The sequence below is a fragment of the Paenibacillus elgii NBRC 100335 genome, assembly GCF_004000865.1.
Taxonomy (GTDB): Bacteria; Bacillota; Bacilli; order Paenibacillales; family NBRC-103111; genus Paenibacillus_G; species Paenibacillus_G elgii.
Genome location: NZ_BIMB01000010.1, coordinates 1 through 20,251, shown reverse-complemented (window position 1 = coordinate 20,251; position 20,251 = coordinate 1). Strand labels below are relative to the sequence as shown.

Sequence of the window (20,251 nt, the reverse complement as noted above, 5' to 3'; positions counted from 1 at the left end):
CGATGGGCAGCCCTATTCTAGAAGTGGATCGAATCACCAAAAACATCGGCCAGCGCAACGTGATCACTGAATGCTCCTTTACGCTCGAAAAAGGAAAAATATACGGGTTTATCGGACCGAACGGAGCCGGAAAAACGACGATGATGCGCATGATGACAGGTCTCATCCGGCCGACAACCGGTCACATCCGCATCGATTCGTTCGATGTCCAGACGCGGCGCGTGCAGGCCTTGTCCAAAGTCGGCGCGATTATCGAATCCCCGGTCTTTTTCGAATATATGACGGGCAGACAAGTGCTTCGCAATTTATCGCGTCTGCATCCGGATATAACCTCTTCCGAAAGAGAAGCGCATATCGAGCGGCTATTGCACACGGTAGGGCTCGCAGGCCGGGGGAACGACCGGGTAAAAGCCTACTCGCTCGGGATGAAGCAGCGCCTCGGGATCGCCCAATCCTTGCTCGGAAGCCCGGAGCTGTTGCTGCTCGACGAGCCATCCAACGGTCTTGACCCTATGGGCATGCGGGAGCTGCGCGACCTTATCGTCCGCTTGCGCGATTCGGGCAATTACGCATTTTTCATATCCAGCCATCTGCTTGACGAGCTCCAGCAAATGTGCGACGAGCTTATTATCATTCGGGAAGGCTCCATCCTTTGGAAGGGACCGACCGAGCAATTGGTCGCGAACGGGCAGCGGCTGGAGGACGCCTTTATGGAGCTGATGCATTCATGAGGCCATTGATCTACAGCGAATTTACCCGATTGTGGAGCCAAAGATGGCTTTGGTTAGTCGTCCTCGCCGCCCCCTTCCTTGCCTATTTGCAAGGAAGCTATTTTTTATGGATAAGCTCGTTAGGCAGCAGCATATCATCCGTTTTATTTCTGTTTCAAGGGCTTCGCGAAATGCTGTTTTTGCCGTGCAATATTGCCGTCGCAGCGCTTGTGGCTGCCGTCTATACGGAGCCGTTTCGAAGCGGACAGCTGCGCCTTCTATTTTTACGCCGGTTTTCCAGAGGGCAAATCTTTTTTAGCAAGCTGTTCGTCCTCCAAGCCTCCATCCTGCTTTTGCTGCTCGTTTTGGGAATCTCCTTGGCGGCGGTCGGCATGCTTCGCTTTCCGCAAGAGGAAGCCGGCCGGTTCTGGCCCTTGATCGGCAACGCGGCTGTGTACTATCTGCTCGCCTACGCCACTCTGGCCGGAATTAGCTGCCTCTTCTCTTTTATCGCGATGTACAGCAGGAATGTGACGATTGCCCTGGGTGTATGCATGACGTATATTTTGGTATCGCTCTTGTTTGACGGCCTGTATTTGAAAGTCGCTTCGTTGTTTGCGGCTTGGCCCTATGTGCGCGACCTGCTCGCTTATGTATGGATTCCCTACATGCAGCATACCGGATTAAACGAAGCATTATCCGGGAACGCATCCGTAATTTGGGCCATTCCCACCCTATTGCTATTGCATGCGGTGATATGCAGCGCCATCGCTTATCGCCGCTTTGTCGCAGAGGATTATATGTATTAAACTAAGGAGGATATCGCATGTTCGGATTATGGCTTAGCGAAATGGAACGAATCTGGAAACGAAAACAGATGCTCGTTCTGGGCGGTATTTATTGGCTGCTATGGATCTTCAATACGAGTATGCTGTACAGCAGCGGATGGGGCGATTACCGCTTCGGAGGGCGCGAGCTGCTGCATGACTTAAATACGCCTTGGTTCGCGATGGAAGGGATCTCTTTGCTACTCGTTCTGGCGATTTTCCCGATCCTGTTCGTGGACCATTTGGGCGGCGAGACTTTTTCGGGAGCGTACCGGCTCTACATGCTGCGGGCCTACAGCCGCTTTCAGCTCTGGCTTGCAAAGCTGCTGGCGCTGGCTGCGACGGTTCTGATTTTTGTCGGAGCCACCTGCTTCATCTCGATCGTTTGCGCCCGCCTGTTCTTTCCGCATAGCGAAACTCTCGTAAAATACGGGGCAACGGAGCCCGTGGGCTCGGCAGAGGCCTTGTGGTACACCGTGGCGTTTTACTTGCTGTTTGCGCTCGTCTGTCTGGCGAAGCTTCTGATGTGCAGCATGGTATGCCAGTTCGTGCCCAGGCCGCTGGTCGCCTTTATCGTTCTCTTCGTCGGTTCGATAGCCATGATCTACGCGGTCAATGAGCTCTCGATTTATTTCGACCCGTTTTACCCAATCGTTAGGGCTCTCAGTCCGGACGGTTCGCCGAAATTTTGGTTTTACTTGCTCGGGTCGATGGCTGCTTTTGCGGCAGTCAGCCTACTGCGATGGCAGAGAAAAATCGTTTAAAGCCAAGGGGATCGTATGAAATGAGCATGGTTTATGTAAACGGACTAAACAAAACATACCCTGGCCATATCGCCACACAGGCCCTCACCGACATTCACCTGACCATTGAAAAGGGGGAATTCGTCGGCATTATGGGACCTTCCGGCAGCGGGAAAACAACGCTGCTCCATATGGTGTCGACCATAGGCACGCCAAGCTCGGGGACAATTCTGATCAACGGCACAGACCCTTATCAAATGAAGAGAGACGAATTGGCGGTATTCCGGCGGAGGCAGCTCGGATTCGTCTTTCAGGATTTTAACCTGCTAGACACTTTGACGATTGCGGAAAATATCGTGCTGCCCCTGACGCTCGACAATAAGCCGCTCGCCGAGATGGAAGCCAGACTGAAGCAGGTCGGCGACCGGCTGAACCTTAGTGAATTTTTGAACAAACGACCCTATGAAATTTCGGGTGGCCAGCGCCAGCGCACCGCTATTGCCCGGGCAATTGTCACGTCACCGGTGCTGCTGCTGGCCGACGAGCCTACGGGGTCGCTCGACTCTAACGCCTCCCGCATCGTCATGGAATCGTTGGAAAGCATTAACCGTCACGAGCAGACCACCATCATGCTCGTGACGCACGACCCGGTTGCCGCCAGCTACTGCAGCCGGATCGTCTTTATTAAGGACGGGCGGCTGGCGGCCGAAATTCACCAGGGTGACAATCGGCAAACGTTTTTTCAAAAGATCATCGACACGCTGTCCTTCTGGGGAGGTCATACGCATGAGCTTTCCTCAATTCGCGTTTAATAATGTCAAGCGCAACGCGCGGGCTTACTTCGCCTATTTTCTAAGCAGTGCCTTTATGGTGATGATTTTTTTCTCGTTCGCCGTCTTCGTCTACCATCCCGACATCGAGCAGCTTCCGATGGGACCGCTCAAGCGCGCGGTTCTGCAAATTTCCGAGGGCGTCATCTTCGTCTTCGCCATCTTCTTCGTGCTGTATTCGATCGGCATGTTTTTGAAATCCCGCCAGCGGGAATTCGGACTGCTGCTTCTGTTGGGCGCTACATCAAGCCAGATCAACCGGCTCGTCTTTATGGAAAACCTGCTGATCGGCGCCGGTTCCATCGTCACCGGGATCGCCGGGGGACTGCTTCTGTCCAAGCTGTTCCTGCTGTGCGGCACCAAGATGATGGAGATCCCGGAGCTTCCTTTTTATTGGCCTGCAGGTGCGATATGGCTTACCACCGTTTCTTTTTTGCTGCTGTTCACGGGCATCTCGCTGTTTACTTTATTTTTCATCCGCAAAAGAAACGTCGCGGAGCTGCTGCAAGGCAGTCATCAACCGAAAAAAGAGCCGAGAACTTCGCTCTTCTTCACAATGACAGGGGCGGTGCTGATTGCCGTCGGCTTCCTGGCGCTTTATGGGGGAAAGCTGTCCCCCAAGCTCGTTCTTCTTGCTGCGGCGACAGGGATCGCGGGCACCTACTTTTTTTATTCTCAGCTCTCGGTGCTCGTCATCCGATTGTTGAAGCGAAGCCGCAAGGCTTTATGGCGAGGGACGAGCCTGCTCTGGGTATCGGAATTGGCCTATAAGATGAAAGATAACGCGCGGATTTTGTTTCTTGTCACGGTAGTCACCTCCATCGCCAGTATGAGCGCAAGCTTTGTGCTGGCCGTCGGCGAAACGAATTGGAAGGAATACGAAAACAATCCTTTTGCCATCGAATACTACAGCTTCGACGAGCGGCATACGGAACAAGAGCTGGCGGCAATTAACGAACTGCTGGACAGGGAGAGAGTGTCATACCGGTCCGTTAAGGTGGAGAACCTTTACCGGCGAACGGTTCACGACGCGGTTCCTTCCGTCGAAATCATCGCCGCAAGCCGCTTCAATCCGATCGCGGCTGCGATGAATCTCCCGGAAGCGGCGCCGGGCAGCGGAGAAGCTATCCTGATAAGCGGCCCGGCCCAACCGTCGCACGGCCATATGGCCCCAGGAGACAAAATCACGCTCGATTCCGGTCATACGGTATCCGTTACGAAAGTTTTCGAGCGCGAAGCTTTACCGTTCATGAGCTGGGCAAGCATTGTGGTCGTGAATGACAATTCGTATCGCACGATACAGGGGGATGCCAAGAGCAGCGTCCTTTTTGTGTATCATGTGCCGGAGTGGAACAACGGCACTCCTCCCGGAACGGACAGTCCCGAGGCCGTCATCGGAGCCAAGCTGAAGGAACGGCTGCAACAAAATCGTGAGCCGCATGGAAGCTCGAACTCTTTTTCCATCCGGATCTGGAGCTATCTAAGCTTAAAGCAGGCGACGGTCTTATTCAGCTTCATCGGGATTTTCATCGCCTTCCTGTTCTCCGTGTCGTCCGCCAGCTTTCTGTATTTTAAGCTGCATACCGAGCTTGCAGCGGACAGCAAAATGTATCATGCGCTTTCCAAGATCGGACTGAGCGCTTCGGAGATGCGAACGTCGGCCACGCTGCAGATCGGTTTGCTGTTCTTTATTCCTATCGTGATTTCCACCGTGCAGACGCTGATCGTGATGCGGCCCGTTCTCGGCACAATGTACGTTTATTCCGTATACAAGCCCGTTTTCATTGTCTCGGCGGCGTTTCTGGGCGCCCAGACTGTATATTTTTTCCTGGTCCGCTCCCGCTATTTGCACCGTCTGAAAAGAATGATGGTTTGACGAATGCCCGACGAACGAACGAAAGCCGCCTCCCGGTACAAATGCCGGGGGCGGCCGCCGATTCAATACGCCTTCAAAATTTCCTGAAGCTTCAAAGCCAGGCCGACACGCCCGTCCACTTTGAGCGAGCCGAGCATGAACGCCATCGTCGTGTTCAAATCGTTGCGCAGCAGCTTAACGAAATTGGACGCCGACAGCTTAAGCGTGCAGTCGGCCGGATGGGGCGTTCCTTCCAGCACTTCGACGGTGCCGGAATCGAAGCGGACCTGAAACGGCTCGTTTTCCTCCAGGTCGAACTGATACACGTAATGAAGCGGCCGGATCGGCTCCGGATTCGCCTGCATCCGCTCCACCAACTCCTGTAAGCTTTCCTTGACCGTCATTTGCCGTCCTTCCCTCCTTCCTCCCAAATGATAACGCCCTGTCTCACTCCGGTTTATTGGGTCCCCCGCCATTCGACGATACGGAACGTTCCCGTGCCGAAAGCGCATAGCTGTCCTTCTTCGTCATACACATGCCCTTGCGCGGTGATCATGCGCCCGGAGCTGTGTATGATCTCGGCTGTGACTTTCATCTCCCCCTTGGCGATCGGGGCCATATAATGCAGATTCAGGTTCGTCGTGACGACGTTCTCATTCGGCTTCGCAGCCATGGCGACAAGCCCCATGGCGGAGTCGAGCAGCGTAGCGTGAACGCCGCCGTGCACGATGCCGATCAGATTATGATGATGCGGCTGGATGCTCAGCGACACGGTCGCCCGATCCGGAGCGAACGTATCGATCCGGGCTCCGATATGTTCCCAGAACGATCCGCGTGCCGCTTGTTCCAGGCGTTTGATAAATGCCGATGCTTGATTGTCCATACCAGGCCCTCCCGGAAATAAAAATGTAAGCGTCCTAGCCGTTTTTCTTGAGCTTCTCCGCTTCTTCCTCCGCCAGCTTGTGGCGAAGCACTTTCCCGACCATCGTTTTCGGCAAGCTGTCCCGGAACTCGTACTGCTTCGGCACTTTGTACGCCGCAAGCCGCTCCTTGCACCAAGCCTTGAACGCATCAGCATCGCCCTTCGCCCCCGGCTTCAGCACGATATATGCCTTGACCGTTTCTCCGCGGTAGGTGTCGATGATTCCTGCGACGACCGCCTCCTCGACATCAGGATGCTCGTACAATACTTCTTCGACCTCGCGCGGATAAATATTGTAACCGCTCGCAATAATCATGTCCTTGCGCCGGTCCAAAATGTAAAAGTACCCTTCCTCGTCCATCCGGGCCAAGTCGCCCGTATAGAGCCAGCCGTCCTTCAATATTTTCGCGGTTTCCTCCGGCTTATTCCAATAGCCCTTCATGACTTGCGGACCGCGGACCGTCAGCTCTCCAATTTCGCCGACCCGCATTTCCTCGCCCGTCTCCGGGTTCACGATCCGGGCATCCGTATCGGGGAACGGAATCCCGATCGAGCCCAGCTTGCGCCTCTCCCAAATGTTGTTGGCATGCGTCACGGGGGACGCTTCGGTCAAGCCGTACCCTTCGATCAGCTTGCCGCCCGTAATCGATTCGAACGATTCCTGCACTTCCAGCGGCAAAGATGCCGAACCGCTGATACAGAACCGAATGGACGACAAGTCGAAGCGCTTGATGTTCTGATGATGGATGAGCGAAATATACATCGTCGGCGCACCGGGAAAAACGGTCGGCTTCAGCTTGTCGATCGTTTGCAGCACTTGATTCACCTCGTAGCGGGGAATCAAAATCAAAGTGCCCGCCGTATACACAGCTTGATTCAGCAGCACTGTCATCCCGAACACATGAAAAAAAGGCAGGACCGCCAAATACGTTTCTTTCGCAATTTGCGAGCGGTACGACCAAAGCCTGCTCTGCATCGTATTGGCGATCAGATTCGTATGCGTCAGCATGACACCCTTCGGAATGCCGGTCGTGCCGCCGGTATACTGAAGCAGCGCCAGATCGCGGTCGGCATCAACATTCGCCTCGTGCGGCGTTGCCGTCGCCTGCTCCAGCAGCTCCATAAACGAAGCGACGCCGTTTCCGTAGACAACGTCGCGCTTCAAATTGTCTTTCTTGGCCTTTAACGGATAAAGCACGTTCTTGGGAAAAGGAAGATAATCTTTGATGGAAGTAACAATCACATGCTTGATCCCGGTCAGCGGGACCACCTTCGCGACGCGCTCGTACAATAGATCGAGCGTAACGATCACATGGGCGCCGGAGTCCTTCATCTGGTACTCCAGCTCCCGCGGCATATACATCGGATTGGTCATGACGACGATGCCGCCCATGAGCAGCGTCCCGTAATAGGCAATCACCGCCTGCGGGCAGTTGGGCAGCATCACCGCGACCCGGTCCCCCTTGCGAACGCCCAGATTCGCAAGGGCGTTCGCAAAGCGGTAAGCGGAATGAAGCAATTGACGATACGTTATTTTTTTACCCAAAAAGTATAAGGCCGTATGGTTCGGATAGTCCGAAGCCGTTTGTACCAAAAAATGCGCTAAGTTTTGCTTCGGGTATTCGCAGGTCGATGGCACTTCGACAGGATAATGTCTTAACCATGGCTTGTCGGACAAGTTCGACCACCCCATTTGTCAGGTTTCAGCTTAAACCACGTATTTTTCGGCTTCGATGACACGAGAAGCGATCTCGCGCTTGATCTCGATTGCATTGATCGGCGTTTTGCGGGTCAGTTTTTTCAGGACGGACAATTGGGTGCGCAGCATGTCGCCGGATTCCATTGCGGCCAGCGCTTCTTTCGCCCATTCCTCAATCCGCGCGAACGATTCGTGAACGAATACGGTCGTCATGTCCGTGGCATTCAGGGCTTTGCCTTCGCCGCCTGTGGCGATCTGCTTCTTCGTGCGCAGCAGTGCGCTTTCCATTGCGAAGACGGAAATCATGATGTCGGCCAGATGGCTCAAAATTTCCTGCTCCTGGTCCAGCTTCGTTTGATATTTTTGCACCGCTTGCGCACCGACCATAAGAAATATTTTTTTTGCCATGGCCAGCAGGTGGTTCTCCTGCTCCAGCGTTCCTTCGAACGTCTGTCCCGGTACCAGAGACAGCAGCTCGGATTGCAGTCCCATCGCTTTTTGCATCAAAGGCAGCTCCCCCTTCATGGCGCGCTTGATCAGCGTTCCGGGGATCAGAAGCCGGTTGATTTCGTTCGTACCTTCGAAAATGCGGTTAATGCGGGAATCCCGGTAAATGCGCTCGATCCGGTATTCCTGGGTAAACCCGTAGCCGCCGTGAATTTGCACGCCCTCGTCGGCCACGAAGTCCAGCGTTTCGGAGCCGAACACTTTGTTGATCGAGCATTCGAGCGCATACTCGGCGATCGCTTTGGCCGATTGCTGTCCGACGTTGGCGCTGCCGTGATCGACTTCGCTCAAGCCTTCGTCGAACAAGCCTGCGGTCCGGTACGCCATACTTTCCAGCACGTACGTGCGGATGTTCATGTCGGCCAGCTTGGCTCCGATGAGCGGGAAGGACGAAATTTTGCGTCCGAACTGTGTCCGCTCGTTGGCATACTTCGCCGAAAGCTCAATCGCATCCTTGGCGGCTCCGACGCAGCCTGCGGCAAGCTTGAAGCGGCCGATGTTCAGAATGTTGAAGGCGATCAGGTGGCCCTTGCCAACCTCCCACAGCAGATTTTCCACCGGCACTTTCACGTCTTCCAGAATGAGTGGGCACGTGGACGAGCCTTTGATGCCCATCTTCTTCTCTTCCGGTCCGATGCTTACGCCTTCCATCGTCCGTTCGACGATGAATGTGCTGAAGTCGGTTCCGTTCACTTTTGCGTACACAATGAACACGTCGGCAAAGCCCGCGTTCGTAATAAACTGCTTCGTACCATTAAGGATATAATGGGTGCCGTCTTCGGACAATACCGCCGTCGCCTTGGCGCCCAGCGCGTCGGAGCCGGAGGAAGGCTCCGTCAGGCAGTAGGCGGCGACTTTCTGGCCGGTCGCAAGCAGCGGCAAATATTTTTTCTTCTGCTCTTCGGTGCCGAAATACACGATCGGCAGCGTGCCGATCCCGACGTGCGCGCCTACGGTCAGCGCGAAGGCAGAAGCCTTGGTCAGCCGCTCGTTGATCAGCGTCGAGCTGACCTTGTCAAGGCCGAGACCGCCGTACGCCTCCGGCACGTCCGCGCCGAGCAGGCCGAGCTCTCCGGCCTTGCGCAGCATTTTTACGGACAACTCGTAATCGAGCTTCTCGATCTCTTCGTCGTGCGGAGCGATGTCGCCGGCGACGAAGTCTTCCGTCGTCTGCGCGATCATGCGATGCTCTTCCGTAAAGTCCTCCGGGGTCACGACCCGGGTAAAATCGATATCTTCGATAATAAAGCTTCCGCCGACCACTTTGCTCATCATTTTGCTCATGTCCGAATCTCTCCTTCGTTTATTTGGATTATCGTTTAACCTGCATGAACCTCGAACACACCGGCCGCGCCCATGCCGCCACCGATGCACATCGAGACGACACCGATGCCGCCGCCCCGACGGCGCAGCTCGTGAATCAGCGTCGTAGTCAGCTTCGTGCCCGTGCATCCGAGCGGATGGCCGAGTGCGATCGCGCCGCCGTTCACATTGACCTTCTCTTCGTCCAGGCCAAGCTCGCGAATGATATGCACGCATTGGGAGGCGAACGCCTCGTTGATTTCAAACAAATCGACATCGCCGATCGAAAGGCCGGCCATCCGGAGCGCTTTCGGAATCGCCTCCACCGGCCCGACACCCATAAATTCTGGGTCCACCCCAGCCAGTGCGAACGAACGGAACGTCGCAAGCGGCTTCAAGCCGAGCGCTTCCGCGCGCTCCTTGCTCATCAGCACGGCAGCGGCCGCACCGTCGCTCATTTGGGACGAGTTGCCCGCCGTCACCGTGCCGTTCAGCTTGAAGGACGGCTTCAGCTTGCCCAGCACCTGGGCCGTCGTCTCGGCGCGAACACCTTCGTCCGTATCGAACGCGAACGACTCGCTCTTGACCTTCCCGCTGTCGTCCACCTGCGTCCATTGCGTCTGCAGCGGAACGATTTCGTCGCGGAATTTCCCGTCGCGGATCGCAGCCGCCGCTTTTTCGTGGGAACGCGCGGAGAACCGGTCCTGATCCTCACGGGAAATGCCGAACCGATCGGCGACATTTTCGGCCGTATGGCCCATGCCGATATAGACCTCCGGCATTTGTTCCACGATCTTCGGATTCGGCGACAGCTTGAATCCGGTCATCGGCACGTGGCTCATGCTCTCGACGCCGCCGGCAACGATCACGTCAGACGAACCGAGCATAATCCGTTCCGCCGCAAAGGCGATCGATTGCAGGCCGGACGAGCAAAACCGGTTGATCGTGAGCGCCGGCACAGTCACCGGAAAACCGGCATAGAGCGACATGATGCGGGCAAAGTTAAGCCCCTGCTCGCCTTCCGGCATCGCGCAGCCGATGATGATATCTTCGACATCCTCTTTTTTCAGACCGGGCGCCCGCTCCACGGCGGCTTCGAGCACGGCCTTGCCCATATCCTCCGCCCGCGTTTGGGCCAAACGACCTTTTTTCGCTTTGCCGACCGCGGTGCGGGCGACCGATACGATTACAGCTTCTCTCATGGGTTTCACCTCTCCCGGAATTATTAATTGCGCAGCGCTTTGCCTTTGGACAGCATGTGCTGCATGCGCTGCTGCGTTTTCGGCTCGCCGCACAAGCTCAGGAACGCCTCGCGCTCCAGATCAAGCATATACTGCTCCGTCACCAGCGAGCCTGCAGGCACATCGCCGCCGGCCAGCACGTGCGCCAGCTTATTGGCAATCTTCACATCATGATCGCTGATATAGCCGCTCTGCCGCATCGAATAAGCGCCGAGCTGCATCACCGCTTTGCCTTCGGCTCCGGCGACGCGAATTTTTTCTTCGCGAATCGGCTCGTAGCCACCTTGCACCATGCGCAGCACGGACTGCTTCGCTTCGTGAATCAAGTGGTCCTGATTGATGACGATCCGGTCCGTCGGCTGGAACAGCCCCAGCTTGAACGCATCGTTACCGCTGGCCGATACCTTCGCCGTGCCGATCGTCTCGAACGCCTGGTTCAAGTACGGCTGCAGATCGGCATCCGGATGCGCGGCATGCTGGCTCGCGCGAAGCGCCATCTCCTTGCAGCCGCCCCCGGCCGGGATCAAGCCGACGCCGACCTCCACCAAGCCGAAGTACGTCTCTGCCGCAGCGATGATCTGATCCGCCGGCATGCACGCCTCCACGCCGCCGCCAAGCGCCATCCGGTGCGGCGCCGCCACGACCGGTTTTTCGAATCGCTTGACTTTGTACATCGTGTTCTGGAACAAGCGAATGATGCTGTCGATTTCGTCCCATTCCTCGTCCTGCGCTTCCATGAGCAAAATCATCAGATTCGCGCCCACGCAGAAGTTCCGCCCCTGGTTGGCGATGACGAGCCCATCGTAGTTGCTTCGCACTTCGTCCAGGCTTTGCTGGATCATCGTCAGGATGTCCGCCCCGATCGCATTGTTCGGCGAATGGAACTCGAGGCACGCAACCCCGTCGCCAAGATCGATGAGGCTCGCGCCGCTGTTGGATTTCACGACGCGGTTCTGCTCCTTCAGGCTGCGCAGCGAGATGACCTCCGGTGCCGCTTCCAGCGCCTTATACTGCCCGCCGTGCACGTAGAACGTCGCGCCGTCCTGCTTCTTGTAGAACGACGTATTGCCCTGCGCGATCCATTCCTTCACCCAGCCGGGAACGGAAGTGCCTTCCGCTTCCATCCGCTCGACCGACCGGACTAGTCCAATGGCGTCCCATGTTTCGAACGGGCCGAGCTCCCAGCCGAAGCCCCATTTCATCGCTTCGTCGATTTCGCGGATCGAATCGGCAATTTCGCCGAGCTTGGCGGCCGAGTAGACGAGCACCTTCTTCAAAATGTTCCACGCCAGCTCAGAGTAACGGTCGCCAGCTCCAAGCAGCGCCTTCGTCTTCTCCCGCGCGCCCTTCGCCAGTTTCGCCGCTTCCAGCGAGGCGGAGGCTGCTTTTTTCTGCGGCGCATAGTCCATGGTCGAGAAGTCGAGCGACAAAATTTCGGTGCCGTTCGGCCCTTTTTTCTTCAAATAAAAGCCTTGTCCCGACTTCTCGCCGAGCCAGCCTTTATCCACCATACCGCGCAGCACGGGCGATTCGGCAAACACGGCCTTCTCGGCTTCGTCCGAGACGTTCTCGTATACGTTATTCGCCACATGCACGAACGTGTCGAGTCCGACCAGATCGAGCGTGCGGAACGTTGCGCTTTTCGGGCGGCCGAGCGCCGGACCCGTCACGGCGTCCACCTCTTCGACGCGGTACCCCTTCTCCTGCATTTCCTGCAGGGTGACGAGCAGTCCATACGTGCCGATGCGGTTGGCGATGAAGTTCGGCGTATCTTTAGCCAGTACGACGCCTTTGCCAAGACGGTTTTCGCAGAATTGCTTCATGCCGCTGACGATCGCCGGATCGGTATGCTCGCCCGGAATCACCTCAAGCAGCTTCATATAACGCGGAGGATTGAAAAAGTGCGTGCCGAGAAAATGGCGCTTGAACGCTTCGCCGCAATCGGCGGACATCGCATTGATCGAAATGCCGGACGTATTCGAGCTGACGACGGTGCCTTCTTTCCAGTGCGCTTCAATCTTGCTAAGAAGCTGCTTTTTGGCGTCCAAATTTTCGACGATCACTTCGATGACCCAGTCGACGTCCGCAATTTGCGCCAAATGATCCTCCAGATTGCCCGGCGTGATGCGCCCCGCGAAAGTATCGTCGTACAGCGGCGCAGGCTTTGTCTTTTTCAGCTTGGCTATCGCTTGAACAGCCAATCGGCTGCGCACGGCAGGATGCTCCAAGGTGAGCCCTTTGGCCGCTTCCTCTTCCGTCAGCTGCTTCGGAACGATGTCGAGCAACAGGCAGGGAATTCCAGCGTTCGCCAGATGGGCGGCAATGCCGGAGCCCATGACACCCGACCCGATGACGGCTGCTTTGCGTATCGATCTCATCATGATATTGCTTACCTCCCAATACGTTTTTGATATAAATTGCTTAAACCAATGTGTGAGTAAAAAGCATTCGGCGGCGTCTTGCAGCCGGGCAAGCGAATCTCATTGCTCCTATCGGCGCCCGCCGGCCCCCACCAAGCATTCGCCTCGCGGAGGCGGCGGGACCGGTCTTACGATCCGCCCACACCGATTGCATCGTTCGCCGGTTGTATATGGGATTCGCCGAATACGGATTGCTCCAGTATTTCGGCGATATCTCTCGCCTTGACGCGGTCTTCCGCTTCCTTCATCTTCGTGCCGTCCTCCATCATCGTCAGGCAGTACGGGCACGCGCTGCTGATGACCGTCGGGTTCGTTTCGAGCGCCTGCTCGGTCCGCGCCAGATTGACGCGCTTGCCCGACGTTTCTTCCATCCACATCATGCCGCCGCCCGCTCCGCAGCACATCCCGTTCTCACGGGTGCGCTCCATCTCGACGAGCTCGACGCCTGGGATCGCGCGCAGCACGTTGCGGGGCTGCTCGTAAACGTTGTTGTAGCGACCCAGATAACACGAATCGTGATACGTGATCCGCTCGTTTACCGCATGGCGCGGCGTCAGCTTGCCCGACCGGATGAGCCGGTCCAGCAGCTCCGTATGGTGAAGCACCTCCACGCCCTCCAGCCCGAAGTCCGGGTACTCGTTTTTGAGCGTGTTGTACGTATGCGGACAAGCGGTGACGATTTTTTTGACGCCATATTTCTCGAAAACGGCGATATTTTCCGCGCACAGCTGCTGGAACAACATTTCGTTGCCGAGCCTGCGCGGCGTGTCGCCGGAATTTTTCTCCTCGTTGCCGAGAATCGCGAAGCTGACACCGGCCTCGTGAAGCAGCCGAACAAACGCCCGCGATACTTTGCGGCTGCGCAGATCATAAGACCCCATCGAGCCGACGAAGAACAAATACTCGAAATCCGGATTTTCCTTGACCGTCGGCACCGCGATACCGTCGATCTCGCCGGTCCACTTCACCCGGTCGCTGCGGCTGAGTCCCCACGGGTTGCCCTGCCGCTCGATATTTTGCATCGCACGCTGGCCCTCATGCGGCATGCTGCCCTGCATCAGGACGAGATGCCGGCGCAGATCGATAATTTTGTCCACATGCTCGTTGCCGACCGGACATTGGTCTTCGCAGTTGCGGCACGTCGTACAGGACCAGATCTCGTCCTCCGTCATCACATCGCCGATCAGCTCGGCTTCCTCTGCGGGCTTCTCCCGCATCTTCCATGCGTTCTGCTGCCATGCCAGCGTCGGACGAATGTCGGTGATCCCTTCGGTCTCCCACCGGACGCCCGGCTCGGCCGCCGCCTCCATCGAATGGGCGCCCGCAGCGGAGAACGCGAACTCCGGCACCCACGGGGATTTGGACGTCACCGCGGTGCCTTTTTCCGTCAGATGGTCGCGAAGCTTGACGATCAGATGCATCGGCGACAGCGTCTTGCCGGTGTTCGAGGCCGGGCAAGCGTTTGTGCAGCGTCCGCATTCGACGCAGGCATAGAAATCGAGCATCTGCTTTTGCGTAAAATCCTCGATCTTGCCGACGCCGAACGACTCGGCTTCTTCGTCTTCCAGATCCAGCTTTTTCAGCCGTCCGACCGGCTCCTTGCGGCGGAACCATATATTGATAGGCGCGGTCAAAATGTGAAAATGCTTCGATTGCGGCACGTACACGAGAAAGGCGAGCAGGATCAGCAGGTGAAGCCACCAGCATACATAGAACAGCACCGCCGCCGTCTGGCCGGATATGCCTTCGAACGCCGCCGCAATCGCAGAGGAGATCGGAGCGTAGGCTGCGCTTGTATGCGAGCCAAGCCAGAGTCGTTCAAAAGCGAGCGACAGCAGCACGGACAGCATCAAGCCGAAAATAAAGAAGACGACGATGCTCGGCTTCCAGCCTTTTTTCAGGCGGGGCAGGTTCTCCACATAGCGGCGGTAGACCGCGTACCCCATCGCCACGAGGATCGAGAATACTGTAATTTCCTGCAGCAGGCCGAAGACGGCGTACCCGGGGAACGATAAGCTCTCTCCTCCCCTTAGCCCCTTCACGATCAGATCCAAGGCGCCGAACTGCAGGATGATGAAGCCGTAAAAAATAACGACGTGCATGATTCCGCTTTTTTTGTCCTTCAGCAGCTTCTTCTGGCCGAAGATCTCGGCCATAAACTCGCCCAGCCGCTCCTTGCCCTGCTGCCGGAAGTCTATGGGCTGTCCGAGCTTCATGTATGCGTAGCGGTGAGACACGGCTTTCCAAAACAGGCGGATTGCGTATGCTGTTACAGCAAGAAAGGCGAGCAGATTCACGATGAGCCACATCATTTGTTACATCCATCCTTTCCGTCCGATTAGGTCCAAGCTGTGGCAGGCTTGTTTGAAAGCGATAACATTAGGCCCCCATAAAAATCTTATGAGCAAAACACATTGACAAGTAGCAGCGTTTCTCATAAGATGAAATTGAAATGAATGAATGCTCATTCAGTTTCTGACTGAATAATAACATGGTGGTGATTGGATGGCAAGCAAAAAAATGGATAAGTACAATTTGATACTGGATGCGGCGCTGAAAGTCATCGCCGAAAACGGCTATCACAACGCGCAGGTTTCCCGGATTGCCAAGGAAGCCGGCGTAGCAGACGGAACGATCTATTTATATTTTAAAAACAAGGAAGACATTCTTATTTCTCTCTTCCAAAAAAAATTGGGCGACTTGGTCGGTCAATTTCACAGCAGCATTAACGAGACGGACTCCGCAGACGAAGCGCTCCGCAAAATTTGCGAGATCCACTACACGATGCTGGAGCAAAACGTCGATCTGGCGTTCGTCACCCAAATCGAGCTGCGCCAAAGCTCGCTGGAGCTGCGCAAGGAAATCGGCCTTGTCGTCAAGACGTATATCGAGCTGATCGAAAAGGTGCTGCACCAAGGCATTGAAGAAGGCATCTTCCGGGCTAACCTGGACGTCAAGCTGACGCGCCTGCTCGTGTTCGGCTCTATGGACGAGGTAGTCACTTCATGGTTGATCGCCGGCCGCAAATATTCGCTCGCGGCGCAGGTCGAGAAAACCGTAGAGTTTTTCATACAAGGGTTGAAGGCTTAATACGTTATTATTGTCTTTATTTTGTATGGGAGGAGCATTGGACTTATGAACATTTATGTACTGATGAAGCAAACGTTCGATACGGAGGAGAAAATCGTCATCCGTGACGGAGAAGTATCGGAGGACGGGGCGAAATTCGTCATCAATCCGTACGACGAATATGCCGTAGAGGAAGCAATTCGGCTGAAGGAAGAGCACGGCGGCAATATTGTCGTCGTCTCGATCGGCCCGGAGCGCTGCGCCGAAGCGCTGCGCACCGCGCTGGCGATGGGCGCGGACGAAGCCGTGTTGATCTCGGACGAGCGCATCTCCGGCGACGAGTACGCCGTATCCAAAGTGCTTGCCGCTTACCTCGGGAAGCAATCGTACGATCTCGTGCTCGGCGGCAATTTCTCCGTCGATCACGGCGCAGGACAGGTCGCGATCCGTGTCGCCCACCTGCTGAACATCCCGCACGTATCGTCCATCGTAAAGCTGGAGTTGAGTGGCAGCCAAGCGACGGCGCAGCGCGACGCCGAAGGGGACACCGAGACGCTGGAGGTCGCGCTGCCGGCCCTGTTCACGGCGCAGCAAGGCTTGAACGAGCCCCGCTATCCTTCCTTGCCCGGCATCATGAAAGCGAAGAAAAAGCCGTTCCAGCAGCTGACGCTGGATGACTTGGGCTTAACCGAAGCGGATATCGCCCCGAAAACGGTGCGCGACACCCTCTCGCTCCCGCCGGAGCGCAAAGCGGGACAAGTGCTGCAGGGCGATCCGCAGCAGCAAGTCTCGCAGCTCGTTCATCTGCTTCGTACGGAAGCCAAAGCGCTTTAATGCCAAAGGGAGGGAATCGATATGAGCAAAACCTATGTGATCTTTGCGGAAATCCGGGGCGGCAAGCTCCGTCAAGTTACCTTCGAAACGATTCAAGCGGCACGGCTGGTCAAAGACGACGGCGACCGGATCGTAGCGGCGCTTCTCGGCCACGGACTGTCCGCGTTCGCCCAGGAGCTGTCCGGCTACGGCGTCGATCAAGTCGTGTCCGTCGACCATGCGGAGCTCGCTCACTATAATCCGGAGACGTATTTCTCCGCATTGAAGGGCATTCTTGATACGGCGAATCCGCACGCCGTTCTGTTCGGCCATACTGCGATCGGCCGCGACTTGGCGCCCAAAATCGCCGCGCACCTGCAAGCGGGGCAAGTATCCGACGTCATCGCGCTGGAGAAGACGGGCGTCGGCCTGTCCTTCACGCGTCCGCTTTACGCAGGCAAAGCGTTCGAGAAGAAGCGGTTTACCCAAAGCCCGATGGTGATCACCATCCGGCCGAATAACGTGCCTGCCGCCGAGAAGCTCTCCGGCTCGCAAGCGGAAATGGCAACCACTCCTTTCTCCCCCGCTGCCGACCTGCGTTCCGTCGTGAAGGACGTGGTGCACAAAGCGTCCGGGAAAGTTGATCTGACGGAAGCGAAAATCGTGATATCCGGCGGCCGGGGCGTGAAGAGCGCAGACGGGTTCCGCACGCTCGAGCCGCTGGCCGAAGCGCTGAACGCCGCCATCGGCGCCTCCCGCGGCGCATGCGATGCAGGCTACTGCGACTACGCGCTGCAGATCGGGCAGACCGGCAAAGTCGTGACGCCTGAGGTCTATATCGCCTGCGGCATCAGCGGCGCCATTCAGCACTTGGCCGGGATGAGCCAATCGCGCGTCATTATCGCGATCAATAAAGATCCGGAAGCGCCGATCTTCAAAATCGCCGATTACGGCATCGTCGGCGATCTGTTCGAGATCGTCCCGCTGCTCACCCAAGAGTTCAAGAAAGTGCTGGCTTAAAACGCCGCCATGCCCAGCCCCGGGCCTCTACCCAAAAAAAGGCAAGCCCCTTAACCTGAAATACGGTCAAGGGGCTTCAGGCTGTTGAGAAAGTGGACTTTTTCACAAAATAGAGATGCATACGGAGGTGGGGTATCCACTGGAGAAGCGATAGCGGCCGCCTTTGTTATCGGGAAATGTCCGCTGCTAAGCGGCTTCCAATCAAATTTCCCGATGACAAGAGCGGTCGGAAGTGGATACCCCGCCCCTTCGTAACCTCCATTACTCAATTGACCACTTTCTCAACAAGCTTAATCCCCTTAACCCTATAAAAGGTCAAGGGGATTGCCTTTTCAAATCTAATCCGTCAAACGGCAAGTAAACGTGGACTTCGCCATGCGTTTCCCGTCGCAGAAAATGTCCACTTCGATCTTCCCGTACTTGCGGCTCATCTCCAGCACGTTCGGCACGCATTCGATCACGCTGTCGATCGGAATCGGCAGCAAAAAATAATTCGAGGAGCTGTCTACGATCAAATCGCCTCTTTTTTGTTCCCGGATCGTGCGGATCGCGACCTGACTCATCAGGGTCGTCAGAATGCCTTCCGACACCGTCCCGACCGGATTGGTCATTTGGGCGGTAACGGTTCCCCGGTAATAAAATTCGCCGTCCTTGCCCCGTACCTTCTCCATCCCGGACCAGATTTGATCCTCGAGGGTTTCCCCGTGCTGCGGCTGCGTTTGCAAATACTGCATCGCCTTGAGCACATCGTCCCGGCTGATCACGCCGACCATTTTTCCGTCCTTGCCGACTACGGGCAGCAGCTCGATGCCCTCCCACACCATCGTATGGCTGACCGAGGCGACGGGCGCCTGGTCGCTCACGGTGAGCGGGTCCAGCGTCATGAGCTGGTGAATCGGCTGTCCCGCTTCGGCTCCGACGACATCCTTCGCCGTCACCATGCCGATCGGCTTGTTCCGTTCGTCGACGACCGGGAAGCGGGTATGTCCGGTTTCGTCCATCCAATGGCGCATATCCGAGACGGTATCCTCGGCGCGTAGCGAATAGACCCGGGTATCGGTCCGGATAATGTCGCGAACGAGCATAATTTTTTTCTTGATCAGCTGGTCGTAAATCGCGCGGTTGATCATCGTCGCTACGGTAAACGTGTCGTAGCTGGTGCTAATAATCGGCAGCTCAAGCTCGTCGGCCAGCTCCTTGGCCTCGTCCAGCGTCTGGAAGCCGCCCGTCACGAGGATGCCGGCGCCCTGTCCCAACGCATAGAGATGCGCCTGGGTGCGGTTGCCGACAATCAGCAGATTGCCCGGCTCGATATAGCGTTTCATCGCTTCGAGCTGCATCGCCCCGATCACGAATTTATTCAAAGACTTATGAAGGCCGCTCGCGCCGCCGAGGACTTCGCCGTCCACAATGTTGACCACTTCGGCGAACGTCAGCTTGTCGATCGCCTGCGGCTCTTTTTTCTCCACCCGCACGGTGCCCGTACGGTCCTTCGTGCTGACATAACCCAGGCTTTCCGCTTCCTTCATCGCGCGGTAGGCCGTTCCCTCGCTGACTTCGAGGGCCTGGGCAATTTTACGGACGGAGATGTGCGTCCCAACGCTCAATTCCTCGATATATCGAATGATCTGCTCGTGCTTGGTCAGCGTCTCTTCCTGCATCGCTTCACCCGCCTAGTTTACAACTGTAACAATCTTTAACAATTATACTATAAGCGGATACACAAAAATAGAGCCCAGACACCGACAAGTGTGACTTGCATTCATTCTTTTACCGGCTCGCCGATACGTTCTTCTCCCAATCGACTCTATACGAGTACATCCAGTCGGACGCCTTCGGATTCGCGAATAGCTTGAGGAATAGCGGTGTCGTCAGATCCCGGACCCACTGTTGGAGCGAACCCGTTACATGCTTGCCGGAATCGCCGCGCCGCCCCACGTCGTACATTTTGACGGTGCGCTCGCGCCTGAGCTGCTCGTAAGTGGAGAAGGCATGCTCCGTGTCAGGGATGTCCCGCAAACATTTTGCCAGAACCATGGCATCCTCCAGAGCAATCGGTCCCTTGTGCCAATGGGAGGGCTGCCGGGGAAGAGCGTAGGATGGGAAAAATGGAAACGTCGTGTCCGCTCCCTCAATGATTTTCCGGATCATAGGCTGGTCGTCTTTGTAAATGTCCAGCATCATCTTTTTACGCTCTGCATCGGTAATGTCTTTGAATGCATCTCTGGCGGGTTCATGCACTTGCGGCCAATTCGTAAACCATTGAACACTCCCACCACCTGCGCTAATGGCG

Annotated in this window: 16 protein-coding genes and 1 pseudogene; 8 read left to right on the top strand and 9 right to left on the bottom strand. The window is 56.3% G+C overall.

What is annotated here, in order from left to right; translation table 11 throughout:
* The first annotated feature begins 2 nt into the window (after nt 1–2).
* From PEL01S_RS09880 to PEL01S_RS09860, 5 genes are read left to right on the top strand one after another with little or no spacing between them, the layout of a single operon-like run.
* Entirely contained in the window at nt 3–731 is a 729-nt protein-coding gene (locus PEL01S_RS09880) for an ABC transporter ATP-binding protein (protein ID WP_063178848.1), read from the top strand.
* Nucleotides 728–1,519: an ABC transporter permease gene (locus PEL01S_RS09875; protein ID WP_063915620.1), complete on the top strand. Its 792-nt coding sequence runs from the start codon at nt 728–730 to the stop codon at nt 1,517–1,519. The genes PEL01S_RS09880 and PEL01S_RS09875 overlap by 4 nt, the downstream gene beginning before the upstream one ends.
* A gap of 17 nt (nt 1,520–1,536) precedes the next feature.
* Nucleotides 1,537–2,301, top strand: a complete 765-nt coding sequence (locus PEL01S_RS34815; RefSeq protein ID WP_063178846.1) for a DUF2705 family protein — start codon at nt 1,537–1,539, stop codon at nt 2,299–2,301.
* A 20-nt stretch (nt 2,302–2,321) separates the two neighbouring features.
* Nucleotides 2,322–3,092, top strand: coding sequence for an ABC transporter ATP-binding protein (locus PEL01S_RS09865; RefSeq protein ID WP_063178845.1), 771 nt, complete (start codon nt 2,322–2,324; stop codon nt 3,090–3,092).
* Complete coding sequence (locus PEL01S_RS09860) at nt 3,067–4,986, top strand: FtsX-like permease family protein (RefSeq protein ID WP_127460171.1); 1,920 nt, start codon at nt 3,067–3,069, stop codon at nt 4,984–4,986. Before PEL01S_RS09865 ends, PEL01S_RS09860 begins: the two co-directional genes overlap by 26 nt.
* A 62-nt stretch (nt 4,987–5,048) precedes the next feature.
* Here PEL01S_RS09860 and PEL01S_RS09855 read toward each other — a convergent pair whose 3' ends face one another.
* The 7 genes from PEL01S_RS09855 to PEL01S_RS09825 all read right to left on the bottom strand — a co-directional run bounded on the left by PEL01S_RS09855 (nt 5,049) and on the right by PEL01S_RS09825 (nt 15,368).
* Nucleotides 5,049–5,369 carry an SCP2 sterol-binding domain-containing protein gene (locus PEL01S_RS09855; RefSeq protein ID WP_127460170.1) on the bottom strand — a complete coding sequence of 107 codons (321 nt, stop codon included), beginning with the start codon at nt 5,367–5,369 and terminating at the stop codon, nt 5,049–5,051.
* 53 nt (nt 5,370–5,422) lie between these two features.
* Nucleotides 5,423–5,848: a PaaI family thioesterase gene (locus PEL01S_RS09850; RefSeq protein ID WP_108534026.1), complete on the bottom strand. Its 426-nt coding sequence runs from the start codon at nt 5,846–5,848 to the stop codon at nt 5,423–5,425.
* A 34-nt stretch (nt 5,849–5,882) separates the two neighbouring features.
* On the bottom strand, nt 5,883–7,580 hold the full coding sequence (locus PEL01S_RS09845) for an AMP-binding protein (protein WP_127460169.1): 1,698 nt from the start codon (nt 7,578–7,580) through the stop codon (nt 5,883–5,885).
* Nucleotides 7,581–7,595: 15 nt separating this feature from the next.
* The gene (locus PEL01S_RS09840; protein ID WP_063178836.1) at nt 7,596–9,377 is read right to left on the bottom strand and encodes an acyl-CoA dehydrogenase FadE; all 1,782 of its coding nucleotides are present in this window, start codon (nt 9,375–9,377) and stop codon (nt 7,596–7,598) included.
* 35 nt (nt 9,378–9,412) lie between these two features.
* Entirely contained in the window at nt 9,413–10,597 is a 1,185-nt protein-coding gene (locus PEL01S_RS09835; RefSeq protein ID WP_127460168.1) for an acetyl-CoA C-acyltransferase, read from the bottom strand.
* A gap of 23 nt (nt 10,598–10,620) precedes the next feature.
* Nucleotides 10,621–13,017, bottom strand: coding sequence for a 3-hydroxyacyl-CoA dehydrogenase/enoyl-CoA hydratase family protein (locus PEL01S_RS09830; protein ID WP_127460167.1), 2,397 nt, complete (start codon nt 13,015–13,017; stop codon nt 10,621–10,623).
* 167 nt (nt 13,018–13,184) lie between these two features.
* Nucleotides 13,185–15,368 carry a (Fe-S)-binding protein gene (locus PEL01S_RS09825; RefSeq protein ID WP_174806925.1) on the bottom strand — a complete coding sequence of 728 codons (2,184 nt, stop codon included), beginning with the start codon at nt 15,366–15,368 and terminating at the stop codon, nt 13,185–13,187.
* 193 nt (nt 15,369–15,561) lie between these two features.
* Between PEL01S_RS09825 and fadR the strand changes: the two genes are divergently transcribed.
* The 3 genes from fadR to PEL01S_RS09810 are packed head-to-tail and all read left to right on the top strand — an operon-like array spanning nt 15,562 to nt 17,958.
* Nucleotides 15,562–16,146: a fatty acid metabolism transcriptional regulator FadR gene (gene fadR / locus PEL01S_RS09820; RefSeq protein ID WP_127460166.1), complete on the top strand. Its 585-nt coding sequence runs from the start codon at nt 15,562–15,564 to the stop codon at nt 16,144–16,146.
* A gap of 45 nt (nt 16,147–16,191) precedes the next feature.
* Nucleotides 16,192–16,959 (top strand): electron transfer flavoprotein subunit beta/FixA family protein, encoded by a 768-nt coding sequence (locus PEL01S_RS09815; protein WP_127460165.1) that lies wholly within the window; start codon nt 16,192–16,194, stop codon nt 16,957–16,959.
* Nucleotides 16,960–16,980: 21 nt separating this feature from the next.
* Nucleotides 16,981–17,958, top strand: a complete 978-nt coding sequence (locus tag PEL01S_RS09810) for an electron transfer flavoprotein subunit alpha/FixB family protein (RefSeq protein WP_127460164.1) — start codon at nt 16,981–16,983, stop codon at nt 17,956–17,958.
* Nucleotides 17,959–18,296: 338 nt separating this feature from the next.
* On the opposite strand, the gene PEL01S_RS09805 is transcribed toward PEL01S_RS09810, so the two are convergent.
* Entirely contained in the window at nt 18,297–19,619 is a 1,323-nt protein-coding gene (locus PEL01S_RS09805) for a DRTGG domain-containing protein (RefSeq protein WP_063178824.1), read from the bottom strand.
* 109 nt (nt 19,620–19,728) lie between these two features.
* Nucleotides 19,729–20,251: pseudogene (locus PEL01S_RS34440) on the bottom strand (hypothetical protein); the annotation flags it as partial.